This window comes from Amycolatopsis dendrobii, from assembly GCF_014145675.1.
GTDB classification, from domain to species: domain Bacteria; phylum Actinomycetota; class Actinomycetes; order Mycobacteriales; family Pseudonocardiaceae; genus Amycolatopsis; species Amycolatopsis dendrobii.
Genome location: NZ_JACGZW010000001.1, coordinates 176370 through 200449 on the forward strand (window position 1 = coordinate 176370; position 24080 = coordinate 200449).

At 70.4% G+C, this 24080-nt stretch carries 21 protein-coding genes; 7 read left to right on the top strand and 14 right to left on the bottom strand.

What is annotated here, in order from left to right:
- The first annotated feature begins 33 nt into the window (after nucleotides 1-33).
- The gene (locus H4281_RS00840; RefSeq protein ID WP_182888913.1) at nucleotides 34-1983 is read left to right on the top strand and encodes an MFS transporter; all 1950 of its coding nucleotides are present in this window, start codon (nucleotides 34-36) and stop codon (nucleotides 1981-1983) included.
- On the opposite strand, the gene H4281_RS00845 is transcribed toward H4281_RS00840, so the two are convergent.
- From H4281_RS00845 to H4281_RS00895, 11 genes are all read right to left on the bottom strand, one after another.
- Nucleotides 1980-2804, bottom strand: a complete 825-nt coding sequence (locus H4281_RS00845; protein ID WP_182888914.1) for an HpcH/HpaI aldolase/citrate lyase family protein — start codon at nucleotides 2802-2804, stop codon at nucleotides 1980-1982. The two genes, H4281_RS00840 and H4281_RS00845, sit on opposite strands and share 4 nt — an antisense overlap.
- Nucleotides 2801-4009 carry a CaiB/BaiF CoA transferase family protein gene (locus H4281_RS00850; RefSeq protein ID WP_182888915.1) on the bottom strand — a complete coding sequence of 403 codons (1209 nt, stop codon included), beginning with the start codon at nucleotides 4007-4009 and terminating at the stop codon, nucleotides 2801-2803. Before H4281_RS00850 ends, H4281_RS00845 begins: the two co-directional genes overlap by 4 nt.
- Nucleotides 4006-5955 (bottom strand): SUMF1/EgtB/PvdO family nonheme iron enzyme, encoded by a 1950-nt coding sequence (locus H4281_RS00855; protein WP_182888916.1) that lies wholly within the window; start codon nucleotides 5953-5955, stop codon nucleotides 4006-4008. Before H4281_RS00855 ends, H4281_RS00850 begins: the two co-directional genes overlap by 4 nt.
- Nucleotides 5952-6845 (bottom strand): ribokinase, encoded by an 894-nt coding sequence (locus tag H4281_RS00860; protein WP_182888917.1) that lies wholly within the window; start codon nucleotides 6843-6845, stop codon nucleotides 5952-5954. Before H4281_RS00860 ends, H4281_RS00855 begins: the two co-directional genes overlap by 4 nt.
- On the bottom strand, nucleotides 6842-8161 hold the full coding sequence (locus tag H4281_RS00865) for an ADP-ribosylglycohydrolase family protein (RefSeq protein ID WP_182888918.1): 1320 nt from the start codon (nucleotides 8159-8161) through the stop codon (nucleotides 6842-6844). Before H4281_RS00865 ends, H4281_RS00860 begins: the two co-directional genes overlap by 4 nt.
- On the bottom strand, nucleotides 8158-9318 hold the full coding sequence (locus tag H4281_RS00870) for an ADP-ribosylglycohydrolase family protein (RefSeq protein WP_182888919.1): 1161 nt from the start codon (nucleotides 9316-9318) through the stop codon (nucleotides 8158-8160). Before H4281_RS00870 ends, H4281_RS00865 begins: the two co-directional genes overlap by 4 nt.
- 94 nt (nucleotides 9319-9412) lie before the next feature.
- Nucleotides 9413-10696, bottom strand: a complete 1284-nt coding sequence (locus H4281_RS00875) for an ABC transporter substrate-binding protein (RefSeq protein ID WP_182888920.1) — start codon at nucleotides 10694-10696, stop codon at nucleotides 9413-9415.
- A gap of 38 nt (nucleotides 10697-10734) precedes the next feature.
- Entirely contained in the window at nucleotides 10735-11562 is an 828-nt protein-coding gene (locus tag H4281_RS00880) for a carbohydrate ABC transporter permease (protein WP_182888921.1), read from the bottom strand.
- A 3-nt stretch (nucleotides 11563-11565) separates the two neighbouring features.
- Nucleotides 11566-12519, bottom strand: a complete 954-nt coding sequence (locus tag H4281_RS00885; RefSeq protein WP_116199985.1) for a carbohydrate ABC transporter permease — start codon at nucleotides 12517-12519, stop codon at nucleotides 11566-11568.
- On the bottom strand, nucleotides 12516-13541 hold the full coding sequence (locus H4281_RS00890) for a LacI family DNA-binding transcriptional regulator (protein WP_182888922.1): 1026 nt from the start codon (nucleotides 13539-13541) through the stop codon (nucleotides 12516-12518). Before H4281_RS00890 ends, H4281_RS00885 begins: the two co-directional genes overlap by 4 nt.
- A 210-nt stretch (nucleotides 13542-13751) precedes the next feature.
- Nucleotides 13752-14303 (bottom strand): TetR/AcrR family transcriptional regulator, encoded by a 552-nt coding sequence (locus tag H4281_RS00895; RefSeq protein WP_182888923.1) that lies wholly within the window; start codon nucleotides 14301-14303, stop codon nucleotides 13752-13754.
- Nucleotides 14304-14368: 65 nt separating this feature from the next.
- Between H4281_RS00895 and H4281_RS00900 the strand changes: the two genes are divergently transcribed.
- The 3 genes from H4281_RS00900 to H4281_RS00910 are packed head-to-tail and all read left to right on the top strand — an operon-like array spanning nucleotide 14369 to nucleotide 16847.
- Nucleotides 14369-15130: an ABC transporter ATP-binding protein gene (locus tag H4281_RS00900; RefSeq protein ID WP_182888924.1), complete on the top strand. Its 762-nt coding sequence runs from the start codon at nucleotides 14369-14371 to the stop codon at nucleotides 15128-15130.
- A 37-nt stretch (nucleotides 15131-15167) separates the two neighbouring features.
- On the top strand, nucleotides 15168-16496 hold the full coding sequence (locus H4281_RS00905; RefSeq protein ID WP_182888925.1) for an FtsX-like permease family protein: 1329 nt from the start codon (nucleotides 15168-15170) through the stop codon (nucleotides 16494-16496).
- Between the two features lie 24 nt (nucleotides 16497-16520).
- Nucleotides 16521-16847, top strand: a complete 327-nt coding sequence (locus H4281_RS00910) for a putative quinol monooxygenase (RefSeq protein ID WP_182888926.1) — start codon at nucleotides 16521-16523, stop codon at nucleotides 16845-16847.
- A gap of 76 nt (nucleotides 16848-16923) precedes the next feature.
- On the opposite strand, the gene H4281_RS00915 is transcribed toward H4281_RS00910, so the two are convergent.
- The 3 genes from H4281_RS00915 to H4281_RS00925 form a co-directional block, all read right to left on the bottom strand.
- Nucleotides 16924-17256: a winged helix-turn-helix domain-containing protein gene (locus tag H4281_RS00915; RefSeq protein ID WP_182888927.1), complete on the bottom strand. Its 333-nt coding sequence runs from the start codon at nucleotides 17254-17256 to the stop codon at nucleotides 16924-16926.
- Nucleotides 17243-17746, bottom strand: a complete 504-nt coding sequence (locus H4281_RS00920) for a hypothetical protein (protein WP_182888928.1) — start codon at nucleotides 17744-17746, stop codon at nucleotides 17243-17245. The genes H4281_RS00915 and H4281_RS00920 overlap by 14 nt, the downstream gene beginning before the upstream one ends.
- A 105-nt stretch (nucleotides 17747-17851) precedes the next feature.
- Nucleotides 17852-18877: a LacI family DNA-binding transcriptional regulator gene (locus H4281_RS00925; RefSeq protein ID WP_182888929.1), complete on the bottom strand. Its 1026-nt coding sequence runs from the start codon at nucleotides 18875-18877 to the stop codon at nucleotides 17852-17854.
- Between the two features lie 137 nt (nucleotides 18878-19014).
- Here H4281_RS00925 and H4281_RS00930 point away from each other — a divergent pair, with 137 nt between their 5' ends.
- From H4281_RS00930 to H4281_RS00940, 3 genes are read left to right on the top strand one after another with little or no spacing between them, the layout of a single operon-like run.
- Complete coding sequence (locus tag H4281_RS00930) at nucleotides 19015-20352, top strand: MFS transporter (RefSeq protein ID WP_220506572.1); 1338 nt, start codon at nucleotides 19015-19017, stop codon at nucleotides 20350-20352.
- 26 nt (nucleotides 20353-20378) lie between these two features.
- Nucleotides 20379-22436 carry a hydantoinase/oxoprolinase family protein gene (locus H4281_RS00935; RefSeq protein ID WP_182888931.1) on the top strand — a complete coding sequence of 686 codons (2058 nt, stop codon included), beginning with the start codon at nucleotides 20379-20381 and terminating at the stop codon, nucleotides 22434-22436.
- Entirely contained in the window at nucleotides 22433-24022 is a 1590-nt protein-coding gene (locus H4281_RS00940) for a hydantoinase B/oxoprolinase family protein (protein WP_182888932.1), read from the top strand. The genes H4281_RS00935 and H4281_RS00940 overlap by 4 nt, the downstream gene beginning before the upstream one ends.
- Nucleotides 24023-24080 lie beyond the last annotated feature (58 nt).

The following is a 24080-nucleotide window of genomic DNA, read 5'->3' on the forward strand; positions in this document are numbered from 1 at the left end:
AATTATCTTACCGGTCTCGAATCAGGACGGTCCGTGCACGCTTCGCCTTCATCCGAGCCCGATCCGCAGCGCTGGCGCGCCTTGTGGGTGTGCCTCATCGCGGGGTTCATGACGCTGCTCGACGTCAGCATCGTCAACGTCGCGCTGCCCTCGATGGAGCACGGGATCGGCGCGACGCCCGCGGACGTTTCGTGGGTCGTCTCCGGCTACGCGCTCACGTTCGGGCTCGCGCTGGTGCCGTCGGGGCGGCTCGGCGACGACTACGGGCGGCGCCGGATGTTCCTGCTCGGGCTGGCGTTGTTCGTGGCGACCAGTGTGCTGTGCGGGGCGGCGCCGAACGCGACGTGGCTCGTCGTCGCGCGGCTGGGCCAGGGCGTCGCGGGCGGGTTGCTGAACCCGCAGATCATCGGGCTGATGCAGCAGCTGTTCTCCGGGCGCGAACGGGGCAAGGCGTTCGGCGCGTTCGGGGCGACGGTCGGGCTGTCCACCGCGATCGGGCCGGTGCTCGGCGGGTTGCTGATCCAGGGCATCGGCGTCGACCAGGGGTGGCGCTGGGTGTTCTACGTCAACCTGCCGATCGGGATTCTCGCGATCCTGTTCGGGCTGCGCCTGCTGCCCAAGGACGCGCGCAGCGGCCGGAAGCGGACGCCGGACCTGGTCGGCAGCGTGCTGCTCGGCGTGGCGGTCGTGCTGGTGATGCTGCCGTTGATCGAGGAAGAGGAACAGGCGACGGCACCGCGCTGGTGGCTGATGGGCGTCGCGGCCGGGTTGCTCGTGCTGTTCGTGCTGTGGGAGCGCTGGCTCGGCAACCGCGGCAAGCAGCCGCTGGTGAACCTGAAGCTGCTGACCGTGCGCAGCTACTCGATGGGCTCCGCGCTCGGCATGGTCTACTTCGCCGGGTTCACCGGGATTTTCCTGGTCCTCACGCTCTTCTTCCAGCAGGGCCTCGGCTACACGGCATTGCAGGCCGGCGCGGCGATGCTCGCGTTCGCGATCGGCTCGGCGATCTCGCCGACCATCGGCGGGCGGCTCGTGCACCGGTTCGGCAGGCCGATGGTCGTGCTCGGGACGCTGCTCGTCGCGATCGGGCTCGCCGCGACCGCGTGGCTCGTCCGCGACTACTCCGGCGCGAACACCGCGTTCGTGCTGGCCGGGCCGTTGTTCGTCGGCGGGTTCGGCAGCGGGCTGGTGATTTCGCCGAACTCGACGCTCGCTCTGGAAGAAGTCCCGCCCGCGGAGGGCGGCACGGCGGCCGGCGTGCTGCAGACCGGTCAGCGGATCGGTTCCGCGGTCGGCACCGCGCTCGGCGGGTCGCTGTTCTTCGGCGAACTCGGGCGTTCGCACGGGGATTACCACTCGGCGACCGCGCTCGGGCTGATCGGCTCGACCGCGCTGGTCGTGCTCGCGTTGCTGTTCGGTGTCGTCGACGTGCTGCTGTCCCGGACGCGCAAACGCCGCGGCACCACGCGAAGCGCGCCAGCTGCGGCGGTTTCCGGTGCGGTAAGCGGCCTCGCGCCCGCGGAAACCGCGTCAGTCTCGTTGACGTCCTTGGAAACCCACGAAGTGCGTCGCGCGACCACCGGCGCGGACAACACCTTCGCCTTGGACGCCCCGGCGGGCACGTATCTGCTGCTGGTCCAGGCAGGCGGCCGTGAGCCGGTGGCCCGCCATGTGCAGGTGGGCGCCGAGCCGGTGCGCGAGAACATCGAGCTGGCCCGCTCGGTGCGGCTGAGCGGCACCGTGCACGCGGTCCGGGGTCCGTTCCCGGGCGCCCAGGTCGCGGTGCTGGACGCGAAAGGCCAGGTCCAGCGAGTGACGGTCACGGACGAGGCGGGCCACTACACCGTCGAGGACCTGTTCCCCGGCGAGTACACCGTCGTCGTGACCGGATATCAGCCGGTCGCGGAACCCGTGCAGCTGACGACCGAGGGCCCGGCCCGCTTCGACCCGTTGCTGCGCTTGGTTTCCGCGGACCAGGCCTAGTCGGAGACGAGCGCGAGCACCGCCAAGGCCTGGTCCCGCATCGCGACGTCCAGGAACGTCCCGTCGGCGAGCGCGATCGCACCCACCCCAGCCTGGGTGGCACCGTCCATTCGGGACAGCACCTCGCGCGCCCGCGCGACCTCCTCCGCCGTCGGCAGGAACGCCGCGCGGATCGTCGGCAGTTGCAGCGGGTGGATCGCGGTCCGGCCGCGGAAGCCGAGCGCACGTCCGGCCCGGCAGCTTTCCGCCAGTCCGTCGAGGTCGCGGACGTTCGCGTACACCGACATCGCCGGCGGGGGCAGCCGCGCGGCGCGGGCGGCGTTCACGATCCGGCTGCGCGCCCAGGTGAGTCCGGCTTCGTCGGCGAGTCGCAGGTCGGACCGCAGATCTGCCTCGCCCAGCCCGAGCGACGCCGTCCGCGGGGAAGCGAGCGCGATCTCCAGCGCCCGCTCCACCCCGAGCGCCGACTCGATCAGCGGGTGCAATTCCCGTCCCGGCAAGGCATCGGCATGCGACCGGACGTCGAGCGAACTCTCGACCTTCGGCAACCGCGCGCCCACCCACGCCGGCAGCGCGGCGACCGCGGCCACGTCCGCCGCGTGCCACGGCGTGTCCGGGTGGTTGATCCGCACCTGCACCGGCCGCGACGCGGGGACGTCGGCCAGCAACCGGACCGCGTTGTCTCGCGCGGCGTCCTTGTGCGCGGGCGCGACGGCGTCTTCGAGGTCGACCAGCACGACGTCGGCATCCGACGCGAGGGCTTTGGCGACGCGGTCGGGCCGGTCGGCGGGGACGTAGAGCAGGGTCAACGCGGGCGTCATACCGCTCCCTCCGCCCGCAGCTCAGCGATCCGCGCCGCGGCGAAGCCCAGCGAACCGAGCACCTCGTCGGTGTCGGCGCCGTGCGGGCGTCCGGTGAAGCCGATGACGCCGTCGTTGTCCGACAACCGGAACAGCGGCCCTTGCATCAACGTCGCGCCCAGCTCCGGGTCCTCGATCTCGTGGATCGTGCCCAGCGCGCGGAACTGCGGATCCGCGACGATGTCGGCCGCGTCGTAAATCGGCGCGACCGCCGCCTGCGCTTCCTCGAAGGCGGCTACGACCTCGTCGCGCGTGTGCCGAGCGATCCAGCCGCCGACGGCCTCGTCGAGTTCGTCCGCGTGCGCGGCCCGGTCCGCGCTCGTCGCGAACCACGGCTCGTCCGCGAGTTCCGGCCGTCCGACCAGCCGCACCACGCGTTCCGCGATCGACTGGGCCGACGTCGACACCGCCACCCACTGCCCGTCGCTCGTGCGGTAGGTGTTGCGCGGCGCGTTGTTGGTGGAGCGGTTGCCGGTGCGCGGCTGGACCGTGCCGAGCTGGTCCCACCGCGTGATCTGCGGTCCGAGCATGGCGAGAATCGGCTCGATGATCGCGACGTCCACGACCTGGCCGCGGCCGCCGGCGGTGCGCCCGGCGAGCGCGACCATGATCGCGTACGCGGTGGCCAGCGACGCGACCCCGTCGGCGAGCCCGAACGGCGGCAGCGTCGGCGGCCCGTCCGGTTCCCCGGTGGCCGCGGCGAATCCGCTCATCGCCTCGGCGAGCGTGCCGAAACCCGGCCGAGGGGAGTAGGGCCCGAACTGGCCGAATCCGGTTACCCGCGCGAGCACCAGCCCCGGGTTCCGTGCCGACAGTTCCTCGTAGCCGAGTCCCCAGCGTTCGAGCGTGCCCGGCCGGAAGTTCTCGATCACCACGTCCGCGGTTGCGGCGAGCGCCAGGAACACCTCGCGCCCGCCGTCGCTGCCCAGGTTCGCCGTGACGGTGCGCTTGTTGCGCCCCAACGTCTTCCACCACAGGTTGACGTCGCCCTTGGCCACCCCGTGCGTGCGCGACGGGTCCGGTCGCGACGGATGCTCGACCTTGATCACCTCGGCGCCCATGTCGCCGAGGTGCATCGCGGCCATCGGCCCGGCGAACAACGTCGACGCGTCCACGACCCGCAGCCCGGCCAGCGCGCCCGCGGAAGCTTCCCTCGACACTGTCATCGCGTCACGTCCCACGCGCAGCGGAATCCGACGGTCGCCCCGCGCGCCAGCCCCAACCCGGGCAGCAGCAGCTTCACGCTGTAATCCGGCGCGTGCCGGCCGCCCTCGACGTACCACTCGGAACCCTCGGCGCGGTAATCGCTGCCGCCCTTGAGCATCACGAACCGGGTCCTCCCGTCGGAGTGTTCGCTTTCGGTCCAGTTCCACACCGCGGGCGTGCCGCGCCGCAGACCGCCGGTCTCCCCGGCGAGCTGCCATTCGTCCTCGGTCGGCAACCGGCCGCCGCGCCACGCGCAGTACGCACGCGCGTCGTCGAGGTCCACAAAGGTCACCGGCTCGTCCTCGGCAGCGGGCCGGCCGTCGACCCAATGCGCGAGGAACCGGTGCGGCTCGGCCGGCTGATACCCCGTGGCAGCAAGGAATTCCGCGAACTGCCCGTTTGTCACCTCGGCAGCGCCCACCGCGACCGGCGACGCCAGCGAACCGTCGCGTTGCAGCGTCCGCGCGTCGTGCAGCCGAGGCGGCAGCGGCTTCCACTCGTCCACATACGGCGCGCCCTGGTACATCCCGGTTTCGCGCCCGCGGTACCGGACCGTCAGCACATAGGGCCCGGCAGGAACCACGACCGCGTCGTCCTCGGGCATACCGTTCGTCGGCTTGTGAACGACCCGCGTCGCGAGCCGATGCGGGAACCGAGCGTCGGGATCATGCGGCAGAGTCGCCACCTGCGACAGCCACGGCGGCTCCGCCGCACCCTCGGCGACCCGCAGCAACGCCGAAATCCCGCGCGCGGGCACGCGCCCGTCGGCGAACAGATCGAGCACCAGGCCGTCCACAACCGGCCCGAGATAGTCCGAGTCGCCCCGGTTCACTACCGTCCACAGTGTCCAGTCACCGAGTTCCCAGCGCGACGCGTAAACCCCGGCCGCTTCGGCTTCCGGCGTCAGCGGAGCCAACGGCGTCCACTCGCCCTCGCGCAGCAGCTCACCGGCCGCACGCTGCACAGACACCATCCGCCGCATCGTCGCCGCGTCCCGCTGCGACCAGCCGACCCACACGCCGAACACGACTTCCCACACCATCACGCCGACGCCGTTCAGCCACGCCGACTGCAGTTCCTCGGTGTGGTCGCGGTGCCACCGGCGCACGTGGTGCTGCATGTGCCGCCGCTCGTACCAGTGCGAGCGCAGCACGCCCGGCACCGGCGAATCGGCGAAGAACTGCGCCCACGACGCCGAATGGTCCTCGATCCGCTCGACCGGCAGCTTCGATTCGCCCTCCAGCACGACGCCGGGACGCGCGCGTTCGAGCTGCTCGACCAACGCCGGATCGGCCTTCTTCAACGTGTCCAGGAAGACGCCGTCCGCACCGAAATCCGCCAGTACCGCGGACAGTTCCGCAGCGTCGTCGTCGCCTCGCCGGGTGCCGACGTCCCACGGGTTGTAGTCCACGAACACCCGCACGCCCGCCGAATGGAACGTCTCGACCAGCTCGCGGAGACCGGGCACGTCGCGGTAGAAATCCCACTGGTTGCGGTCGTCGAGGCCGATCACCGGGTACGCGTGCCACAGCACGACCGCGTCGAGGCCGCCGAACCGCTGGTGCGCGTCGGCGAGGAACCGCTCGGGCGTGAACCGGCGCTCCTCGAACGAATACAGCAGCTCGTCCCACAGCCATACCTGCGCGACCGTGTGGCATCCGGCGGCCCACGCGGCTTCCGGCCGGTCGTAGGCGCGACCGTGGTAGCTGTGCTGCTCGTGCGCGTCGGCACGCCATTGCCGCAGCCGCGCCCGCCATTCCGGACGGTCGGCGGGATCCGCCGGGCCGACGAAGATCTTGGCTTCGTCCAGCGCCGCGAGCTGCTCGGGGGAGAGAGGCGCGCCGAGCGGGACCTCGGTCGGCTGGTCGATCGGGCGCGGGACGAGCGGGTCGAACACGTACGTCATCGGGTGTTTCCTCCGGCAGCGAACTCGGCGACCTCTGCGACGGTCGGCACGGCGGACTGCGCGCCGGGCCGGGTGACCGCGAGCGCGGCGGCGGCCCCAGCGCGTTCGGCGGCTTCGCGAAGCGGACGGCCCTCGGCGAGCGCCGCCGCGAGCACGCCGCAGAACGTGTCCCCGGCGCCGGTGGTGTCCACTGGGGACACTTCGAACCCAGGCAGGTGCACGATTTCCTGTTCAGCGACGACACAACCGGCCGCCCCGAGCGTGACTACCACCGCGGGTGCGCGCCGTTGCAGAAGCCGAGCCAATTCCTCGGGCGCAGCGGACCTGCCCGCCAGGTCGGCCGCCTCGTGCTCGTTGACGATCAGCACGTCCAGATCAAGCTGCGGCAGCGGCCGGGACGGCGCGGCGTTGAGCACCATCCGGGCACCCGGGCGCCGGGCCGCGGCCGCGGCGGTCACGGCCTCGAGCGGAATTTCCAGCTGCGCGAGCACGACGTCCGCAGCGGCGATCCGCTCCAGCTGCTCCCCGGCCAGCGAGAGCCGCGAGTTGGCCCCGGGCGCGACCACAATCGAGTTCTCGCCGTCCGGCGACACCATGATGAACGCGGTCCCGGTCGCACTGTCCACTCGCGACACCAGATCCGTCCGAACCCCGGCCTCCGTCAACGACGACAACAGAAAGTCCGCACCGTCGTCGGAACCGAACGCGCCGAGGAACGTCGTCGCCGCGCCACCCGCGAGCGCCGCGGCGACAGCCTGGTTGGCTCCCTTGCCGCCGGGACTGCGCCGCAGATCGCCGCCGAGAACGGTCTCGCCCCCGTGCGGCCGCCGCGGAACGTCGACCACCAGATCGACGTTCGCCGACCCGACGACGACAACTCGGCCGGTCATCGCGCCATCCCGGCCGTCCGCGCGGCGAGGTCGGTGATCCGCTGCTCCCCGCCGGGCAACGACGTCGCGATCCGGTTGTCGAGCGGCTTCGTCCACTGCTCGCCGATCCCGTCGAGGCCTACCAGCGCACCGACGACACCGCCGGCTGTCGCAGCCGCAGAGTCCGTGTCCCACCCAGCCGTGACGGCGAGCGAGATGCTCTGCCCAAAGTCCCCATCGCCGCGAGTCAGCGCGTACGCGATCACCGCCGCATTGTTGAGCACGTGCACCCAATGCAGGTCGCCGTACTCGGCGTGGATCCGGTCCAGCCCGTCGTCGTAGGCAGCAGCTTCCCGCCCGAACCGCACCGCCGCGGCCAGCCGACTCTCCGGCGGCACAACGGTTTCCGCCGCATCGAGGACACTGTGGACGGAATCGCAGACCATCGCCGCCGACGCCAGCGCAGCCGCCCACATCGCGCCGTAAATCCCGTTCCGGGTATGGCTGAGCCGCGCGTCCACCCACGCGAGCCGCGCTGCGCCGCGGACGTCGCCGGGGGAGACCCAGCCGAAGACGTCGGTCCGGATCAAGGCCCCGATCCACTCGCGGAACGGGTTGAGGTGCGTCGCCGTCTCCGGCGCCGGGCGCGCGTCCAGCAAGTTCCGGTACGCGGCGCGCTCGGCGGTGAACACCCGTCCGGCGGGCAGTTGTTCCAGCCAAAGCTGCGCGACGTCATCGGTGGTGAACTCGCGGCCGTGCCGTTCCAGCAGCGTGAGCGCGAGGATCGGGTAGTTGAGGTCGTCGTCCTCCGGCATCCCGGAGATGTTCTCCTCCAAGGAAGTCGGCGCCGACCGCCGGTTCCACGGCCATCGCGCGGCGACGTCGTCCGGCAGCCCGGCGGCGGTGAACCACCGGTCCAGCGGCCAGCGTCCGGTCGCGCGCAAGATCTCTTCGATGCCCTCGCGCGGGATCTTCTCGACCGGCTTCCCCAGCAGACATCCCGCCGCCCGGCCGGTCCACGCGCCGAGCGTGCGATCAGCCGCGGACGAGGGGAGGACCGGCGCGGCCGGGAGCAGCGCGGCGATCTCGTCCCAGCCGTCCGGTTCGTGCGGCGCGGCCGGGCAGGGGAGCGCGGCCAGTTCGTCCAGCAGCGTCCGGGCCAGCGCCCGCAACGCTGGGGGCGCCGGCCGCGGTCCTGCCCCGCTCACGGCGGGCACCGGGTCGCCGCCGGCGGCGACCCAGCGCTCCCGCACCGAGGTCACGTCCTTGCCCTCCACAGCGGACTGGACGAACTCGTGCGCGAGCAGGTCTTCCGGCTGTGCCCAGGTCAGCCTCATGCCGCGTCCAGCGCGTCGAGGGCGGCGAGCCGTGCCTGAGCCCGCGCCCGGTCGGCTTTGACGATGTCCGTCGCCGCCGAAGCGAGCAGCCGCCCGGTCTCGCGCAGATCCATCTTGCTGGCTTCGCCGATCGGATCGATCCACTCGTCCGGCACCGCCGCCGCCCCGCCGAGACCGGCGCAGAGCGCACCCGCCATCGACGCGATCGAATCGGCGTCCCTGCCGTAGTTCACCGAGGCCAGCACCGCGCCGCGGTAGTCGCCCTGATGGCCCAGCACAAATCCCAGCGCGGCAGGCAATTCCTCGATCGCCTTGGTCCGCGACGGCCGCCGCGCGTCCATCGACATCTGCCGGTACTCCGGCCCGACCGAATCGAACGGCGCGACCGTCTCGCGGATCTTCCGCGCGAGCGCACGCTCCTCGTCGTCGGTCTCCGGCGTGGCGTCCCATCCCCGGAAGGCATCGACAACAGCCTGCATCGCCGCCAGAGTCCCGTCGTGGGACACCGAGAGCGCAGCCTGCACGACGTCGCCGATCGAGGCACCCGGCGCGACCGAAGCGGCGACCATCGCGGCCAGCACCCCGGCAGCCTCCCGGCCGTAACTCGACTGGTGCGGCGCGGTCAGATCGATCGCCTCGGCATACGCGGCCTGCGGATCGCCAGGGTTCACGACGCCGACTGGCGCGATGTACATCGCCGCACCGCAATTCACGATGTTGCCGACGCCCGCCTCCCGCGGATCCGCGTGCCCGTAGTGCAGCTTCGCGACGATCCACTTCTCGGCGAGGAACACCCGCTGCAGCAGCAGCGCCGTCGACTCCAGCTCCGGCACCCAGCGCGGTTCGCCGATCATCAGCGGCACCAGGTCCTCGGCCATCGAGTACGCGTCGAGGTGCGCGCGGCGTTTCGCGTACACCTCCACGATCGCGCGGGTCATCAACGTGTCGTCGGTGATGTGCCCGTCGCCCTTGTGGTACGGCGCGATCGGGCGCGCGTCCCGCCAGTTCGGGTACCACGGCGGAACGATCCCGGTCACCCGGCCGCCGTGGCGCTCCTCGATCTGCCCGGGCGTCCACCCTTCGGTCGCGCCGCCGAGCGCGTCCCCCACTGCCGCGCCGGTGATCACTGCCACCGCGCGGTCCTCCAGCCAGGTCACCGGCTTGCGTCCCTTCGTTCCCCGGCGCGGGCAGTCCGCCCGCGCCTGTCGTGCGCGCCGGGACCGGACATCTGCCCCGGTCCCGGCGCGGCGGTCACTTGCCGACGCTCTTCCAGCCGTCCTTCAGCTGCTGCGCCAGCGTGTTCGCGTCGATCTGGTTCGCCAGGAAGCGCTGGTAGGCGGGCGTCGCGACGGTGTCCTTCCACTGCGCGTACTTGCCGGCGAACAGATACGGCGCCGAGGTCAGGTACTTGCCCGAGGCCAGGATCGTGCTCCAGCCCTTCTTCGCGCCGAGCTTCTTGTCCAGCGCCTCGCGGGCGGAGTTGCTCGCCGGGATCAGCGTGTCGGCCTCGTTGAGCGCGGCGAGGTTCTCGGTGCTGGTGAAGAAGTCCAGGAACTTCGCGGCCTGCTCGACGTGCTTCGAGTCCTTGTTGACCGACAGCGTCTGCGGGTTCGCCGCCTGCGCCGGTCCGGCCGGGCCCGCGATCGGCGGCAGCGCGATCCAATCGAGGTCCTTCGGCGCGTCCTTCTCGATGTTCGCCGCCTGGTACGAACCCTGCACGGTCATCGCGACCTGGCCCGCGTAGAACGGGGCCAGCGCCTTGCCGCCGGACTGGGTCAGCGTCACCGGCAGGATCGAGTGGTCGGTCGCGTTCATGTCGTGCACCAGTTGCGGCAGCGCCATTTCGCCCTGGCCGACGGTGATCTGCGCGTTGTCTCCGGTGCCCTCGAAGTACTTGCCGCCGAACGCCGGGGCCATCGCCACGAACGTCGCGGTCGGGCTCGACAGGCCCCAGCCGAGGCCGTACTTGCCGTCCTTCGTGGCCGTCTTGGCCATCTGGCGCAGCTGATCCCAGGTCATCGTCTCGCCGGCGGGGATCTGCGCGCCGGACTGCTCCAGCAGCTTCTTGTTCGCGAAGACCACATAGGACTGCAGTTCGGTCGGGTACGCGACGACCTTGCTGTCGACCGTCACCGAGTCGAGCACGCCCTTCGGGATGTCCGCGCGCTTCTGCTCGGACAGGTAGGGGGAGAGGTCGGCGAGGTAGCCGTCGGTCGCGAACGGCCCGATCCCGGCGGCCTCGTAGTGCACGATGTCCGGTGCGGTGCCCGCGTTGAACTGGGTGATCAGCTTGTCGTAGGCGCTGTCCCAGCCCGCCTGGACGACCTTCACCTGCGTGTCCGGATGCGCCTGGTTCCACGCCCCGACGATCTTGTTCGTGGCGGCGATCGCGGCGGGCTGGTCCGACAGCGACTGGAACGTGAGGGTGACCGGACCGCCGTCCCCGCTGCCGCTGTCCGCGCCGCCGCCGCACGCGGCGGCGAGCAGGCTGGTGAGGGCGAGGCTGGCGGCGACTGCCGCGCGTCGTGTCTTCATCGACCGACCTTTCGAAGGTGTTTCCGATGGGGTGGGGCTCATCCCTTCACCGCCCCGGCCATGAGGCCGCCGGTGAGTTTCTTCCGCAGGAGGCTGAAGAAGGCGATGCTCGGGATCGCCGCGAGCACAGCGCCCGCGGCCAGCGGTCCGAGGGCGACCTTGCCCTCGCCGCCGATGAACATGGTGAGCGTGATCGGCAGCGTGTAGTTCTCCGGCGACTGCAGCAGCACCAGCGCGAAGAAGAACTCGTTCCACGACGACACGAAGCTGAACATCGCCGTCGCGACCACGCCGGGGGCCAGCAGCGGGAACACGATGGTGCGCAGCACGGTGAACCGGTTCGCGCCGTCCATCGCCCCGGCCTCCTCCAGCTCCGCCGGGATCGCCGCGACGTAGCCCTGCAGCATCCACAGCGCGAACGGAAGGATGTAGGTGGTGTGCACGAGCGTCAGCCCGACCAGGCTGTCGGCGAGGCCGAGCGTCCGCAGCACGAGGAACAGCGGCAGGATCACCAGCACCACCGGGAACACCTGGCTGACGAGGATCCAGGTGACGCCCGCGACGCGCAGCTTTCCCTTGAGCCGGGCCAGCACGTAGGCCGCGGGCACCGAGATCAGGATCGCGAGCACGGTGCTGGCAAGCGCGACCAGCAGGCTGTTGAGCGCCGAATGCAGCAGACCCTGGCGGGAAAGCGCTTCACCGTAGTTGTCCCAATGCCATTCGCTCGGGATGAGGTTGACCGACAGCGAGTTCAGCTCCGCCGACGACTTCACCGACGCGGAAATCAGCCACAGCAGCGGGAAGCCGAGGAACAGCAGGTACAGCACGAGAGCCAGGTACTGCGCGGGGCGCACGGACCAGCGCATGGATCACCGCCCCCTTTCCGGGCGGTCGCCGCGGAACTGCGACCGCAGGTAGATCGCGAGCAGCGCGACGACCACGACGACGAGGACCAGCCCCATCGCGGCGGCGTAGCCGATTTCGCGGTTCTTGAACGCTTCGAGGTAGACGAACAGCACCGGGACCATCGTTTTGCCGCCCGGGCCGCCCGCGGTGAGCACGTAGACGAGCGAGAAGGAATTGAAGTTCCAGATGAAGTTCAGCGAGGTGATGGAGCTGACGATCGGGCGCATGCTGGGCCAGGTCACCGCGGTGAACCGGCGCCACGCTCCGGCTCCGTCCACCGCCGCCGCCTCGTGCAGTTCGGCGGGGATCTGTTGCAGGCCGGCCAGAAGCGTCACGGTGGTCTGCGGCATGCCGACCCACACGCCGACCACGATCACCGCGGGCAAGGCGGTGTTGAAATCGCCGAGCCAGTTGATTCCGTCCGGCAAGCCGATGCTGCCGAGGAACGCATTGAGCGGACCGCCGTTGGCCGAGTAGATCATCTGCCACATGATCGCGACGACCACCGGCGGCATCGCCCACGGAATGAGCGCGAGCACCCGGGTGAGGCCCTGGAGTTTGAGCCCGGAGTTCAGCAGCAGCGCGAGACCCATCGCGGCGGCCAGTTGCAGGACCGTCACGCCGACTGTCCAAATGAGACCGATCCGGAGCGAGTCCCAGAACAGCGAGTTGCCGCCGAGGCGCACGAAGTTGTCGATCCCGGCGAAGCCGAAGTCCGGATGCCGCACCAGCCGGGTGTCGGTGAAGGCCAGCACGATGCCGATCACCAGCGGTGCCACCGAAAGCACCAGGATCGGGATCAGGGACGGCATGACCAGCGCGATCGCCTCGCGCCGGCGCGTGCGGGCCTGGGTGGTCTTCTTCGGGCGCGGCGGGGGAGCGGGGGCCGCTCGCCTCGGCTGCGTCGCGGTGGTCATTCCGCGTCCTCCGCGTTCTGGTCCAGAGTGGATTCCCGGACGAACAGCTCGGTCCCGACCGAGATCTGCCGCGCCGGAGCCTCCGCGTCGTCGGCGAGCCCGAGCATGAGCCGGGCGGCGGCGCGCCCGCGCTCGGCCGAGCCGAGGGACACGCTGGTCAGCCGGGGCAGGAAAACCTGGCCGAGTTCGGTGTCGTCCATCCCGGTGACGGCTACGTCGCGCGGGACGCTGAGCCCCCGTTCGCGGGCGGCGCGGATGGCCCCGATGGCGAGCAGGTCGTTCGCCGCCACGATCGCGTCCGGCCGTCGCGGACGGTCGAGCAGCTTCCGGGCCGCTTCGATCCCGGCCGCGACGGTGAAATCGGCGGCGACCTCGACGTCGGTCTCGGCGGCGAAGTCCTTTGCCGACACCGCTTCGTCGAACCCGCGCTGGCGCGAGGAGCCCGGCGTGGTGTCGAGCGGCCCGTTGAGGAAGCCGATCCGGCGGCGGCCCAGGGAAACCACGTGCTGCACCGCCGAGCCGATCCCCGCCGCGGAATCGGTGGAGACCGAACTGATCCCGCGGTCGCTCATCGCCCGGCCGATCACCACGACCGGCACCGGGGCCCGGCCGATCTGCTCGATCAGCTCGTCGTCGGTGCGCAGCGGGATCACGATCATCCCGTCGACGAACCCGCCGTGCAGGCTGTGCATGAGTTCGGCGGTCGACGCCGCGGTGTCCCCGGTGGACATCACCACGACCCGATACCCGTGCGGCGCGAGGACTTCGTGGATGCCGCGCATGATCTCGACGTAAACCGGGTTGCCGATGTCCGCCACCGCGAACGCGATCTGCGACGTCTTCTTCAGCCGCAACGACCGCCCGATCGCGTCCGCGCTGTACCCGAGTTCCGCCGCGGCGGCCCGCACGCGCTCGACCATCGCCTTGCTCGCGCCGGTCCCGTGCAGCGCGCGCGAGGTCGAAGCCAGCGACACGCCGGCGCGCTCGGCCACCTGGATCAGCGTGGCTCGGGTTGACGTCATCGTCCCTCCCAGTCGGACACAGCGACAACGGTGCGGAAACCGTGGTTGGAAACGTTTCCAAACTACGTTCTGGACGGTCTGGAAACGTTTCCAAGCGGTGGTCGAATCATGTCACCCGGATGGCGGACGTGTCAACGGAGCCGTCGCGGGGGCGGGGGATCCGTGATGTCAGCGTGACGTGCGCTGGTTCAGTGCTGAATCAGCGCGGGTTCAGCGGGTTCGCCAGTCGGCGCGGACGACGTCGGCCGCCGAGGGAGCGTTGTCCGGATCGGTCAGCCACTGCAGCGCGGTTCCGACGAGCAGCGAGTAGTAATGCGCGCCGATCGCGTGGACGTCCTCCGGGCCGGCGTCCGGATCCATGTCGCCGAAGGCTTTCGCGAGCGCGACGCGCGCCTGCCGCTGTCCTTCCGCGTTGATCTTCCGGATCGTCTCATCGTGCTGCAGGTAGCTGACGCTCTCGAAGTTCACGAACCACAGCTCGCGGTGCTTTTGGACGGACTCGATGATCCGCGCCCAGCGCCGCTCCGGTCCGGCTTTCTCGTCGGCCGGGTCGGCGAGAACGGCGAACAACATCTCGCCCCACTCCCTGTTGAGGTCGAACAACGCCTGCGTGAGCAACTGTTCCTTCGAACCGAAGTGGTAGTTGATCGACGCCTGGTTCGCCCCGGAGGCGGCGACGAGGTCGCGCACCGTCGTGCGCGCGTAACCGGCGTTGAGGAGGCATTCCCGGGCGGCGGTGATCAGGTTCTCGCGGTGTCCCACGCGTGCTAACGTATCATGTAAACGTTCGTTTTAAACGATCGTTCAGGACTCTGGGAGGACTCGACATGACCGCACCCGCGATCCGCATCCGGCGGCTGCGCTGCCGCTTCGACGGCGAAGGCGGTCCGGTCGACGCACTGCGGGGCGTGGATCTGGACGTCCCGCGCGGTGCTTTCGCCGCGATCATGGGCCCCTCGGGCTCGGGGAAAACCACGTTGCTGCACTGCGCGGCCGGCCTGCGCACCCCGACCGAGGGGACTGTCGAACTGGACGGCACCGATCTGTCCGCTTTGGATGAACCACGGCTGGCCGAACTGCGCCGCCAGCGGATCGGTTTCGTGTTCCAGCAGTTCAACCTGCTGCCCGCGCTGACCGCGGAGGAGAACATCGAACTGCCGTTGCGGTTGGACGGTCGCGGCCCGGACTCGCAGCGCACTGCCGCGTTGCTGGCGCAGGTGGGCCTCGCGCAGCGCGGGGGACACCGGCCGGGGCAGCTTTCCGGCGGCCAGCAGCAGCGGGTTGCCGTGGCCCGGGCGCTGGTGACGGATCCGGAGGTGGTGTTCGCCGACGAACCGACCGGCGCGCTGGACATCCGCAGCGCGCGGGAAGTGCTGGGCCTGCTGCGGCACCTGGCGGACCGGGGCCAGACGATCGTGATGGTGACCCACGACCCGGTGGCCGCGTCCTATGCCGACGCGGTCCTGTTCCTGGCCGACGGCTTGGTGGTCGATCAGCTGGCCAGCCCGGCCGCCGCGGCGGTGGCGAACCGGATGGCTGTGCTGGTCGAGTCTGCCGAGCGGGCGGCGAATGCCGTCGGTGCTCGGTGATCCGGCGCGAGAAAAGCAAGAGCGAAGGGGGATTGACATGCTGAGACTGGCGTTACGGCTCTTCGGCCACCATCGCGCCGCCGCTGTGGCCACCGGTTTGGTCGCGCTCGTCGGAATGGCCCTGGTGGTCGCGATGACCGCGCTGCTCGGCACCGGCCTTTCCGGCAGCACCGCCCCGGCAGACCGGGGATTCCTCACCCAGTTCCCGCTCATCCTGGGCGGCTGGGTGGTGGCGATCGTCGTGTTCGCGATGGTGTCGACGATCGGCGTCACGCTAGCCGCGCGGTCGGGCGAGATCGCCGGATTGCGGCTGATCGGTGCGGCGCCACGGCAAATCCGCGCGCTCGTTTCGACGGAAACCCTCGCGATCACCGTCGCGGCCGCACTGCCCGGCCTGGGACTCGGCTATTTGCTCGGACTCCTGCTCCTGACTGGCGTGCGGTCCACTGGCCTCACGTCGCCGAGTACGTCGTACGCACCCGGCATCGGGCTGCCGCTGACCGGTGTCGCGGTGGTGCTGCTGGCCGGAGTGCTCGCGGCGTGGATCGGCAGCCGCGGTCCGGCTCGGCGGAGTCCGGTGGAAGAAGCGTCGTCCGCTCCGCGCCGGGCCAGGTCGGCCCGGCCGCGCCGGATTGCCGCGATCGTGGTGCTGGCAGCGGGTTTCGGGTCGGCGAGCGCGGTGCTCGCTCTGCCTGCCGACACCATCGCGACCACCGGCTTGACCGGTCCCGCCGTGGTGCTGTGCTCGATCGGGTTCGCGATTCTGGCTCCGGAACTGATCACCGCGGCCACCCGGATCGTCGGGCGGCTTTCGCACGGCGCGAAGAACGCCGAAGCGCATCTGGCGGGCGTGAACCTGCGCGCCGCTCCGGAACGCGCCCGTCCGATCGTCACTTTCCTGACCCTGCTGGTCGGCGTCTCCGCGGGCACGCTTGCCATGCAGGGCATCGAAAACCAGCACAGCGTCCCGGGCAGCACCGCTGAGGTGCTGGCGTCGATCAACTACCTGGTGGTGGTCCTGATCTCGCTCTTCATGGCGATCGCGCTGACCAACAACCTGGTGGCCGCGATCAGCGACCGGCGGACGGAGTTCGCGACGCTGTCGCTGATCGGCTCGACCGTCCGGCAGGTCCGCGGCATGCTCCTGCGCGAAACCTCCGCCGCGGCCCTGCTGGCGATTGTCGTCGCGGTCGTGGGTTCGGTGCTGTGCGTGCTGCCGTTCTCGATCGTCAAAACGGGCGGCCCGGCGGTGGCGTTCAGCGTCTGGCCGTTCGCGGCGAGCGCGGTTTTCGGGGGAGGGGTGGTGCTGCTGGTGACGGCTGTGGCGGGGGCGCGGGTGATTCGCGCCGCGGCGGTCGCCGGGTAGCCGGTCGCTTGCGATACTCGGTGCATGATCTTGATCGTCCTCAAAGCACAGATCCGCCCCGAGAAGCGAGCCGAATGGCTGGAAGGCATCGAGCGCTACACCGCGAACGTGCGGAGCGAACCGGGCAACGTCTCGTTCGACTACTACCAGAACGGCGGAGACGAGAACGAGTTCGTCCTCGTCGAGGTCTTCGCCGACAGCGCCGCCGGGGACGCGCACGTCGCCACCCGGCACGCGCAGGACTTCTTCCCGTTCATGTCGACCGTCGTCGCGGCCAAACCGCAGATCAACTACCAGAACCTCGACGGAGCGGCCTGGTCGGAAATGGCCGAGGTCACGCCGGTGGAGTAGCGGACGGCCGGCCGCGGCGACCGAAAAGGTCCCCGCGGCCGGCATTTCCTCCGCAGCGGACACAGCAGGAAGGCGGTCACTCGCCGGGTTCCTCCGCGTGCCGCGTGCGTTCCGCCCGCTGCGACTGTTCGACGATCTGATTCAAAGCCGCGACGTGGGCGCGCAGCGCCTGGTGCCCGGAACCGCTGAGGTTGAGCCAAGTTCGCGGCCGTTTGCCCACATACCCCTTCTTGACTTCGACGTAGCCTGCGCTGGCCAGGTTCGTGATCTGCTTGGACAGCGCGGAATCCGACAGCCCGGCCGAATCTCGGACCCAGCTGAACTCGGCCCACTCGGTCCCGGACAGCAGTGCCACGATGGACAGCCGGGTGGGGTCCAGCAGGAGCGGATCCAGATCAGGCATGGCCATGCGGTGCGCCTTCTGAACGGCTGCGCCGGATCAGCGCCGCGAGGCCTCGCCGCAGGTGCTGCCCGAACGCGATCAGCACGATCGCCAGCACCGCGCCCAGAATCGTGTTCCCGTAAGGGATCCGTACATGCGTCAGCGCCAGCGCGACCGCGGCCGCCACGCACGCCGCCACGAAGAAGAGCGCGACGCCGAAGGCGAACCTCGGCCGGATCGCGGACTTGTCCGCCCGCACGCGGTGACCCAGCAACGCCGCACCTCGACGGCTGCGCAGCATCAGCACGTAGCCCACGACGAGAACAGCCAGCACCAGGCCTTTCCACTCGGCGGCGCTGGGCAGGAAGTCCGCCGAAGCCAGATACAGGAAGACGACGAGCGCGAAGGCGACGTCCACCCACTTCGCGCCGTGCAGTTCGCCCAGCGCCTGATCCCTGCGGCGGTCGACATCTCGCAACGCTCGCGCCGCCTCTTCCGGGGAGGGATGCTCAGCCACGGTCGCCTCCTTGTCTGCCTGAGAGTACTTGCCTGAAGAGAAAGTACCTCGACACTTTCCTCTTGGGCAAGTACTGGCTTGACGGGGAGCAGCGCTGCGCCGGAGTCATCCTCCGCGCCGAGTCGACTCCCGCAATCGCAGTTCCGGAGTCAGAAACGCTGGTCCGTCAGGGGTCTCGGCGCCGGACAGCCGTGCCAGCATCAGGTCCACCGCGCGTTCGGCCAGCGCTTCGTGGGTCAGGTCCATCGCGGTGATCGGCGGGGTGCTCGTGCGGGCGTGCTCGCTGTCGGTCAGTGCCGCGAGCAGCAGATCGTCCGGGACGCGCAGGCCCTGTGCCGCGGCGGCGTCGGCGATGAGCGGGGCGAAATCGCTGGTGGCGACCACGATCGCGTCCGGCCGATCCGGCCCGGACAGCAGCGGCTGCACCAGTTCGGGCACGTCGCCCGGGGTCAAGCCCTCGCTGAGCAAGGCGGTCCGCGGCGGGAGCGTGCGCCGCTTGCACCACGCGAGATAGGTTTCGCGCGGCCGCCGGTTCCACGCGTTGTCCTCGGTGCCGGACAGCAGCAGCACGTCGCGCGCGCCCTGCTCGTAGAGGTGGTCCAGCAGCGCTTCGACCACCGGCGGGTAGTCCAGCCGCACGGCCCACGGCAGGTCCGGCTGTTCCGGGTCCTCCTCGACGGTCACCACCGGCAGGCCGCGGCCGAGCAGTTCGGCCAGCGCGGTGTCGCCGCCGTAGGGGTGGGCCACGATGCAGCCGTCCATCGGCACGCTCGCCACCGCCGGGTCGTGCAGGTCGGGCACGTGGATCAGGCCGGTCTTGTGCCGCAGCATCTCGGTCGCGATCGACCCGACGAGCCGGTTGAACGTCTCGGCGCGGTCGGGCGTGCCGGCTACCGCGTAGCGCGGCCGCAGGATGAGCCCGACCAGCCCGGACCGGCCGGTGCGCAGCGAGCGCGCGTTCGGGTTCGGGTCGTAGCCCAGCTCCGCCGCGGCTTCGCGCACCCGCGCCTTGGTCGCCGCCGAAATGGGCCTGCGCCCGGAAAGCGCGTGCGAAACCGTGCTGATCGAAACCCCGGCGCGCTCGGCGACCTCCCGGATCGTCACCGGCCGTTTGCCGCCCTCCGCGTCCACCGTCGTCCCCCTTCGCGCTCCTCCGGACGGCCCAGTATCGCCCACCGGACGCCGCGGAAGGTCTTGACACCGCACCGGCGCGCGGGTTTGATGCCGCGAAAGCTCATCAAAACGTTTTGATGATGATAGGAGGCGCCATGGCCGCCCCGCACGAGCCCGCCCCGCCCACCGCCGCCGCCGCGCCGACCGTCGGCGACGTCTGCACCGGGATGGGGCTGACCCGACGGCATTGGCTCGCCGGATCCGTGCTGTTCTTCGCGTTCGTCGTCGAGGCATGGGAACAGGTCGGGCTCGTCTACGTCTCGAACGGGATCGCGGGCGAATTCGGCGTGGACAACACGAAACTGGGCTGGGCCTTGTCCGCGGTCGCGTTCGGCATGGTGCCCGGCGCGCTGCTGTGGGGCGGGCTGATCGACCGGCTCGGCCGCCGCCGCGTGACGGTCGCGAGCCTGCTGATCTACGCGGTGCTCGCGCTGGCCGCGGGGCTTTCGCCGGCGTTCTGGCCGTTCGTCGTGCTGCGGTTCCTGTCCGGCGTCGCGTTCGGCGGGGTTTACGCGGTCACGTTCCCGTATTTCCTCGAACTTCTGCCGACCGCTCGCCGCGGCCAAGGCGCGGTCGCGCTCAGCATCGGGTTTCCCGTCGGCACACTGCTGTGCATCGGCGTGAGCCAGTCGCTCGGCACGATCAGCTGGCGGGCGGTCGCCGTGGTCGCCGCGCTGGCCGGGCTGTGGGCGTTCGCCGTGCTGCGCTGGGTGCCCGAATCGCCGTACTGGCTCGCGAGGCGCGGCCGCCACGCGGAGGCTGCGGCCGTACTGCGCGGCCTCGGTGCCGAAATTCCCGCCGACACCACGTTTTCCGTCGAGGACGCGGACCGCAAGGCGGGCGCGGTGCGCAACCTGTTCCGTTCGCCGGTGCGGCGGCGGTTCCTGCCGATGCTGCTGACGTCGTTCACTTTCAGCTGGGGTTACTGGGGTTTGCAGACGTGGCTGCCCGTCCTGTTGCAGAACCGCGGGCTGAGCGTGTCCGGTGCGCTGTGGTTCGTCGCGGTCACGCAGGTCGTGTCCGTGCCCGGCTATCTGCTTGCCGCGTGGCTGACCCGCCGCCACGGGCGCAAGCGGATCTTCCTGCTGTTCGCGCTGGCCTCGGCGATCGGCGGCGTGCTGTTCGGCCTCGCGACCGGTTCGACGCAGTTGTACGCGGGCAACCTGATCCTCGCGTTCTTCTCGCTCGGCGCCTGGGGCATCTGGAACACCTGGTCGGCCGAGGTCCTGCCGACCGGGCTGCGCGGCGTCGGCTATTCCTGGTCCACCTCGGCGATCCTGCTGGCGAACACCGTTTCGGTGCCGGTCATCGGCGCGATGATGGACCACGGCGTCGCGTCGTCGCTGACCGTCGCGTCGATCGTGGCCTTCCTGGTCGTCGCCCTGCTCGCCGTTCTTCCGCTGCCCGAGACCGAGGGCCGCGCGCTCACCTGATTTCCCTTATCCGACAAGGAGTTCCCATGACCTACCGGGTCGCCATGGACATCGGCGGCACCTTCACCGACGTGGTCGTCCACGACGGCGCGACGCAGCGGCTGCGCGCGGGCAAGGTGCTCACCACCCCCGACGACCTCGCGCGCGGCGTTTTCGGTGCGCTGGAAGGATTCGACCTGCCGTTCGCGGAGATCGAGTTCTTCGTGCACGGCACCACGCAAGGCCTCAACGCGCTGCTCGAACGGCGCGGCGCGAACGTGCTGATCCTGACCACGAAGGGAATCGGCGACGTTTACCGGATCGCGCGCGGCAACCGGAACCGGCTGTTCGATCTGCATTACCGCAAGCCCGCGCCGCTCGTCGGCCCGGAAGCGGTCGCGGAGGTCGCCGGACGGCTCGACGCGACCGGCGCGGAGCTCGAACCGCTCGACGAGGACGCCGTGCGGCTGGTCGCGAAACGCGTGCGCGAAGAGGGTTTCGAAGCCGTCGCGGTGTGTTTCCTTTTCTCCTACTTGGATTCCGCGCACGAACGCCGCGCGGGAGAGATCCTGCGCGACGAGCTAGGCGATGACGCGCTGGTCGTGCTCTCCCACGAGGTCGCGCCGGAATGGCGGGAGTACGAGCGGACGTCGACAGCCGTGCTGGAGGCCTACACCGGCCCGTCGGTGCACCGTTATCTCGACCGCATCGAAGCGCGGTTCACCGAGAAGGGCCTGCATGTTCCGGTGCACGTCATGCAGTCCTCCGGCGGTCTGGTCAACGCCGGGTTCGCGCGGCGGCATCCCCTGCAGACGCTGCTGTCGGGTCCGGTCGGCGGCACGATGGGCGGCGTCGCGGCGGCGAAGCTGCTCGGGCGTCCGGATCTGATCTGCGTCGACATGGGCGGGACGTCGTTCGACGTCTCCCTGGTGATGGACTACGCCGCCGACGTTTCGCCGGACGGCGAGGCGGAGGGTTTCCCGCTGCTGATGCCGCTGGTCAACCTGCACACCGTCGGCGCGGGCGGCGGTTCGCTCGCCTACGCCGAGGGCGACGCGCTGCGGGTCGGGCCCGAGTCGGCGGGCGCGGTGCCCGGTCCGGCGTGCTACGGCCGGGGCGGCACGCAGGCGACGGTCACCGACGCGAACTGCGTGCTCGGCCGGGTCGACCCCGAGTCGTTCGCCGGCGGCGGCATGCCGCTCGACCTCGATGCCGCGCAGACAGCCGTCTCGACGCTGGCCCAGCAGCTCAGGATGGACCCGGTCGAGCTGGCGTCCGGGATCTGCGACGTCGGCAACGCCAAGATGGCACAGGCGATCCGGACCCTGACCGTCGAGCACGGCCGCGAACCGGGCCAGTTCGCCCTGCTCGCGTTCGGCGGAGCGGGACCGATGCACGCGGCGTTCATCGCGCAGGAAATCGGCATCACCGAGGTGATCGTGCCGCGGTTCCCGGGAGCGTTCTCCGCGTGGGGCATGCTGGAGGCGGACGTCCGGCGGGACTTCGCCATGCAGTTCTTCGCCAACGGAGCCGAACTCGACACCCGCGCCCTGCGCACGGCGCTCGACTCGCTGCGCGATCAGGCACTGGAAGCGTTGCAGGAACAGGGAATCGCCGAGGACCGCCGGTCGGTGACGCACGGCGTCGACATGCGGTACGAAAGCCAGGACTACACGCTGACCGTGCCGATCCTGGACGACGACCCGGTCGACAGCCCCGGCTTCCTGCCCGCGGTCGAGGCGCGGTTCGCCGAGATCCACCACCAGCGCTACGGCCACGCCACCCCCGGCGCGCCCGTGCAGTTCGTCGCGCTCCGCACCACCGGACACGGCGTCGTCGACCGTTCCGCGGCGGCCGCCGAAGCGAACGCCGAACGGCCGGATCCGGTGGTCCGCGACGTCGTCTTCGCCGGACAGCCCGTGCCCACCACGATCGTGGCGCGCTCGTCGCTCGCCCCCGGGAGCCGGTTGTCCGGACCCGCGATCGTGCACGAGGAAACCGCCACCACGGTCGTCCCGCCGGACGCCGGACTCGCCGTCGACGACCACGGCTTCCTGGTCCTCACCCTCGCGGCCGCCGGCCACTTGCAGGAGGAACACGCGTGAGCATCAGCCCCGTCACCACCGAAATCATCCGCTCGGCGCTGATCCAGGCGGCCGAGGACATGAACATGACCCTGATCCGGTCGTCCTACACGCCGACGATCTACGAGGGCAAAGACTGCGCCGTCGCGCTGCTGGACCGCGATCACCGCGTCCTCGGCCAGTCCTCGGGCCTGCCGATCTTCCTGGGAAACCTGGAGATCTGCACCAGCCACACCGAGGACCTGTTCGGCGCGGACGTCTGGCAGCCCGGCGACGTGTGGGTCCTCAACGACTCCTACATCGGCGGCACGCACCTCAACGACTGCACCGTGTACGCGCCGATTTTCGTCGGCGAGGAACTGGTCGGCTTCGCGGCTTCGCGCGCGCACTGGATCGACATGGGTTCGAAGGACCCCGGCGGTTCAATGGATTCCACGAACATCTACCAAGAGGGCCTCCGGATGGGCCCGACGCGGATCGTCGCCGGCGGCGTCGAATGCGCTGACATCCTCCGGCTGATCGAAACGAATGTGCGGTTCCCGTACGTGACGCTCGGCGACATGCGTGCGCAGATCGCTTGTGCCCGGATGGGCGTGCGGAGGCTGGGCGAACTGTTCGCCCGCTACGGCGCGGAAACCGTCGACGCCGCGCGCGAGCAGATCTTCGCCCAGACCGAACGGCTGGAACGCGAACGGATCGCGGCGATCCCGGACGGCGAATACGAGGCGACCGGCTACCTGGACAACGACGCGATCGACCCGGACACGCCGCTGAAGGTGCGCGTGCGGGTCGTCGTCGAAGGCGAATCGATGACGATCGACCTCACCGACTGCGCCGACCAGGCCACCGGACCGGTCAACTGCGGCCGCTCCCAGGCGATTTCGGCCGCGCGGGTCGGGTACAAACTGCTGATCTCGCCGCAGGTCAGCCTCAACGGCGGTTCGTTCGCGCCGCTGGACGTGCAGGTCCGCGACGGTTCGATGCTCGGCGCTCGGGAGCCCGCGGCGTGCCAGTACTACTACTCGAGCCTCGGCATGCTCATCGATCTCGTGGTGGCCGCGCTCGCGCCCGCGATGCCGGACCGCGTCGCCGCGGCCAGTTACGGCGACTCGATGATCGTGCAGTTCGCCGGCGACCACCCGCGGACAGGGGAACCGTTCGTGACGCTGGAGGCGACCGTCGGCGGCTGGGGCGCCTGGGAAGGCGGCGACGGGGAGACGGCGCTGATCAACAACGTCAACGGCTCGCTGCGCGACCTGCCGGTCGAGGTGGTCGAAACGCTGTATCCGGTGCGGGTGAACGAATACCGCATCCGCACCGGTTCGGGCGGCGCGGGCCGCTGGCGCGGGGGCGACGGGGTGATCCGGGAGTACGTGATGGAGGCCGACCAGGATCTGTCGCTGTGGTGGGAACGCTCGGTGACGCCCGCGTGGGGCCTGTTCGGCGGCTCGTCGGGCGCTCCGCCGCGCGTGGTGCTCAACCCCGGTACGGCCGATGCGCGGGAGATGCTGAAGGTGAACAGCCTCCGCGTGCGTCGCGGGGACGTGCTGCGGTGCGAGTCCGGCGGGGGAGGAGGTTACGGGACGCCGGAAGGCGCTGGCGCGTAATTATCAGTTCCAGAGGCGCATGGTCTGCCTGCGCAACTCGCCGTCGCTGATTCCGGCG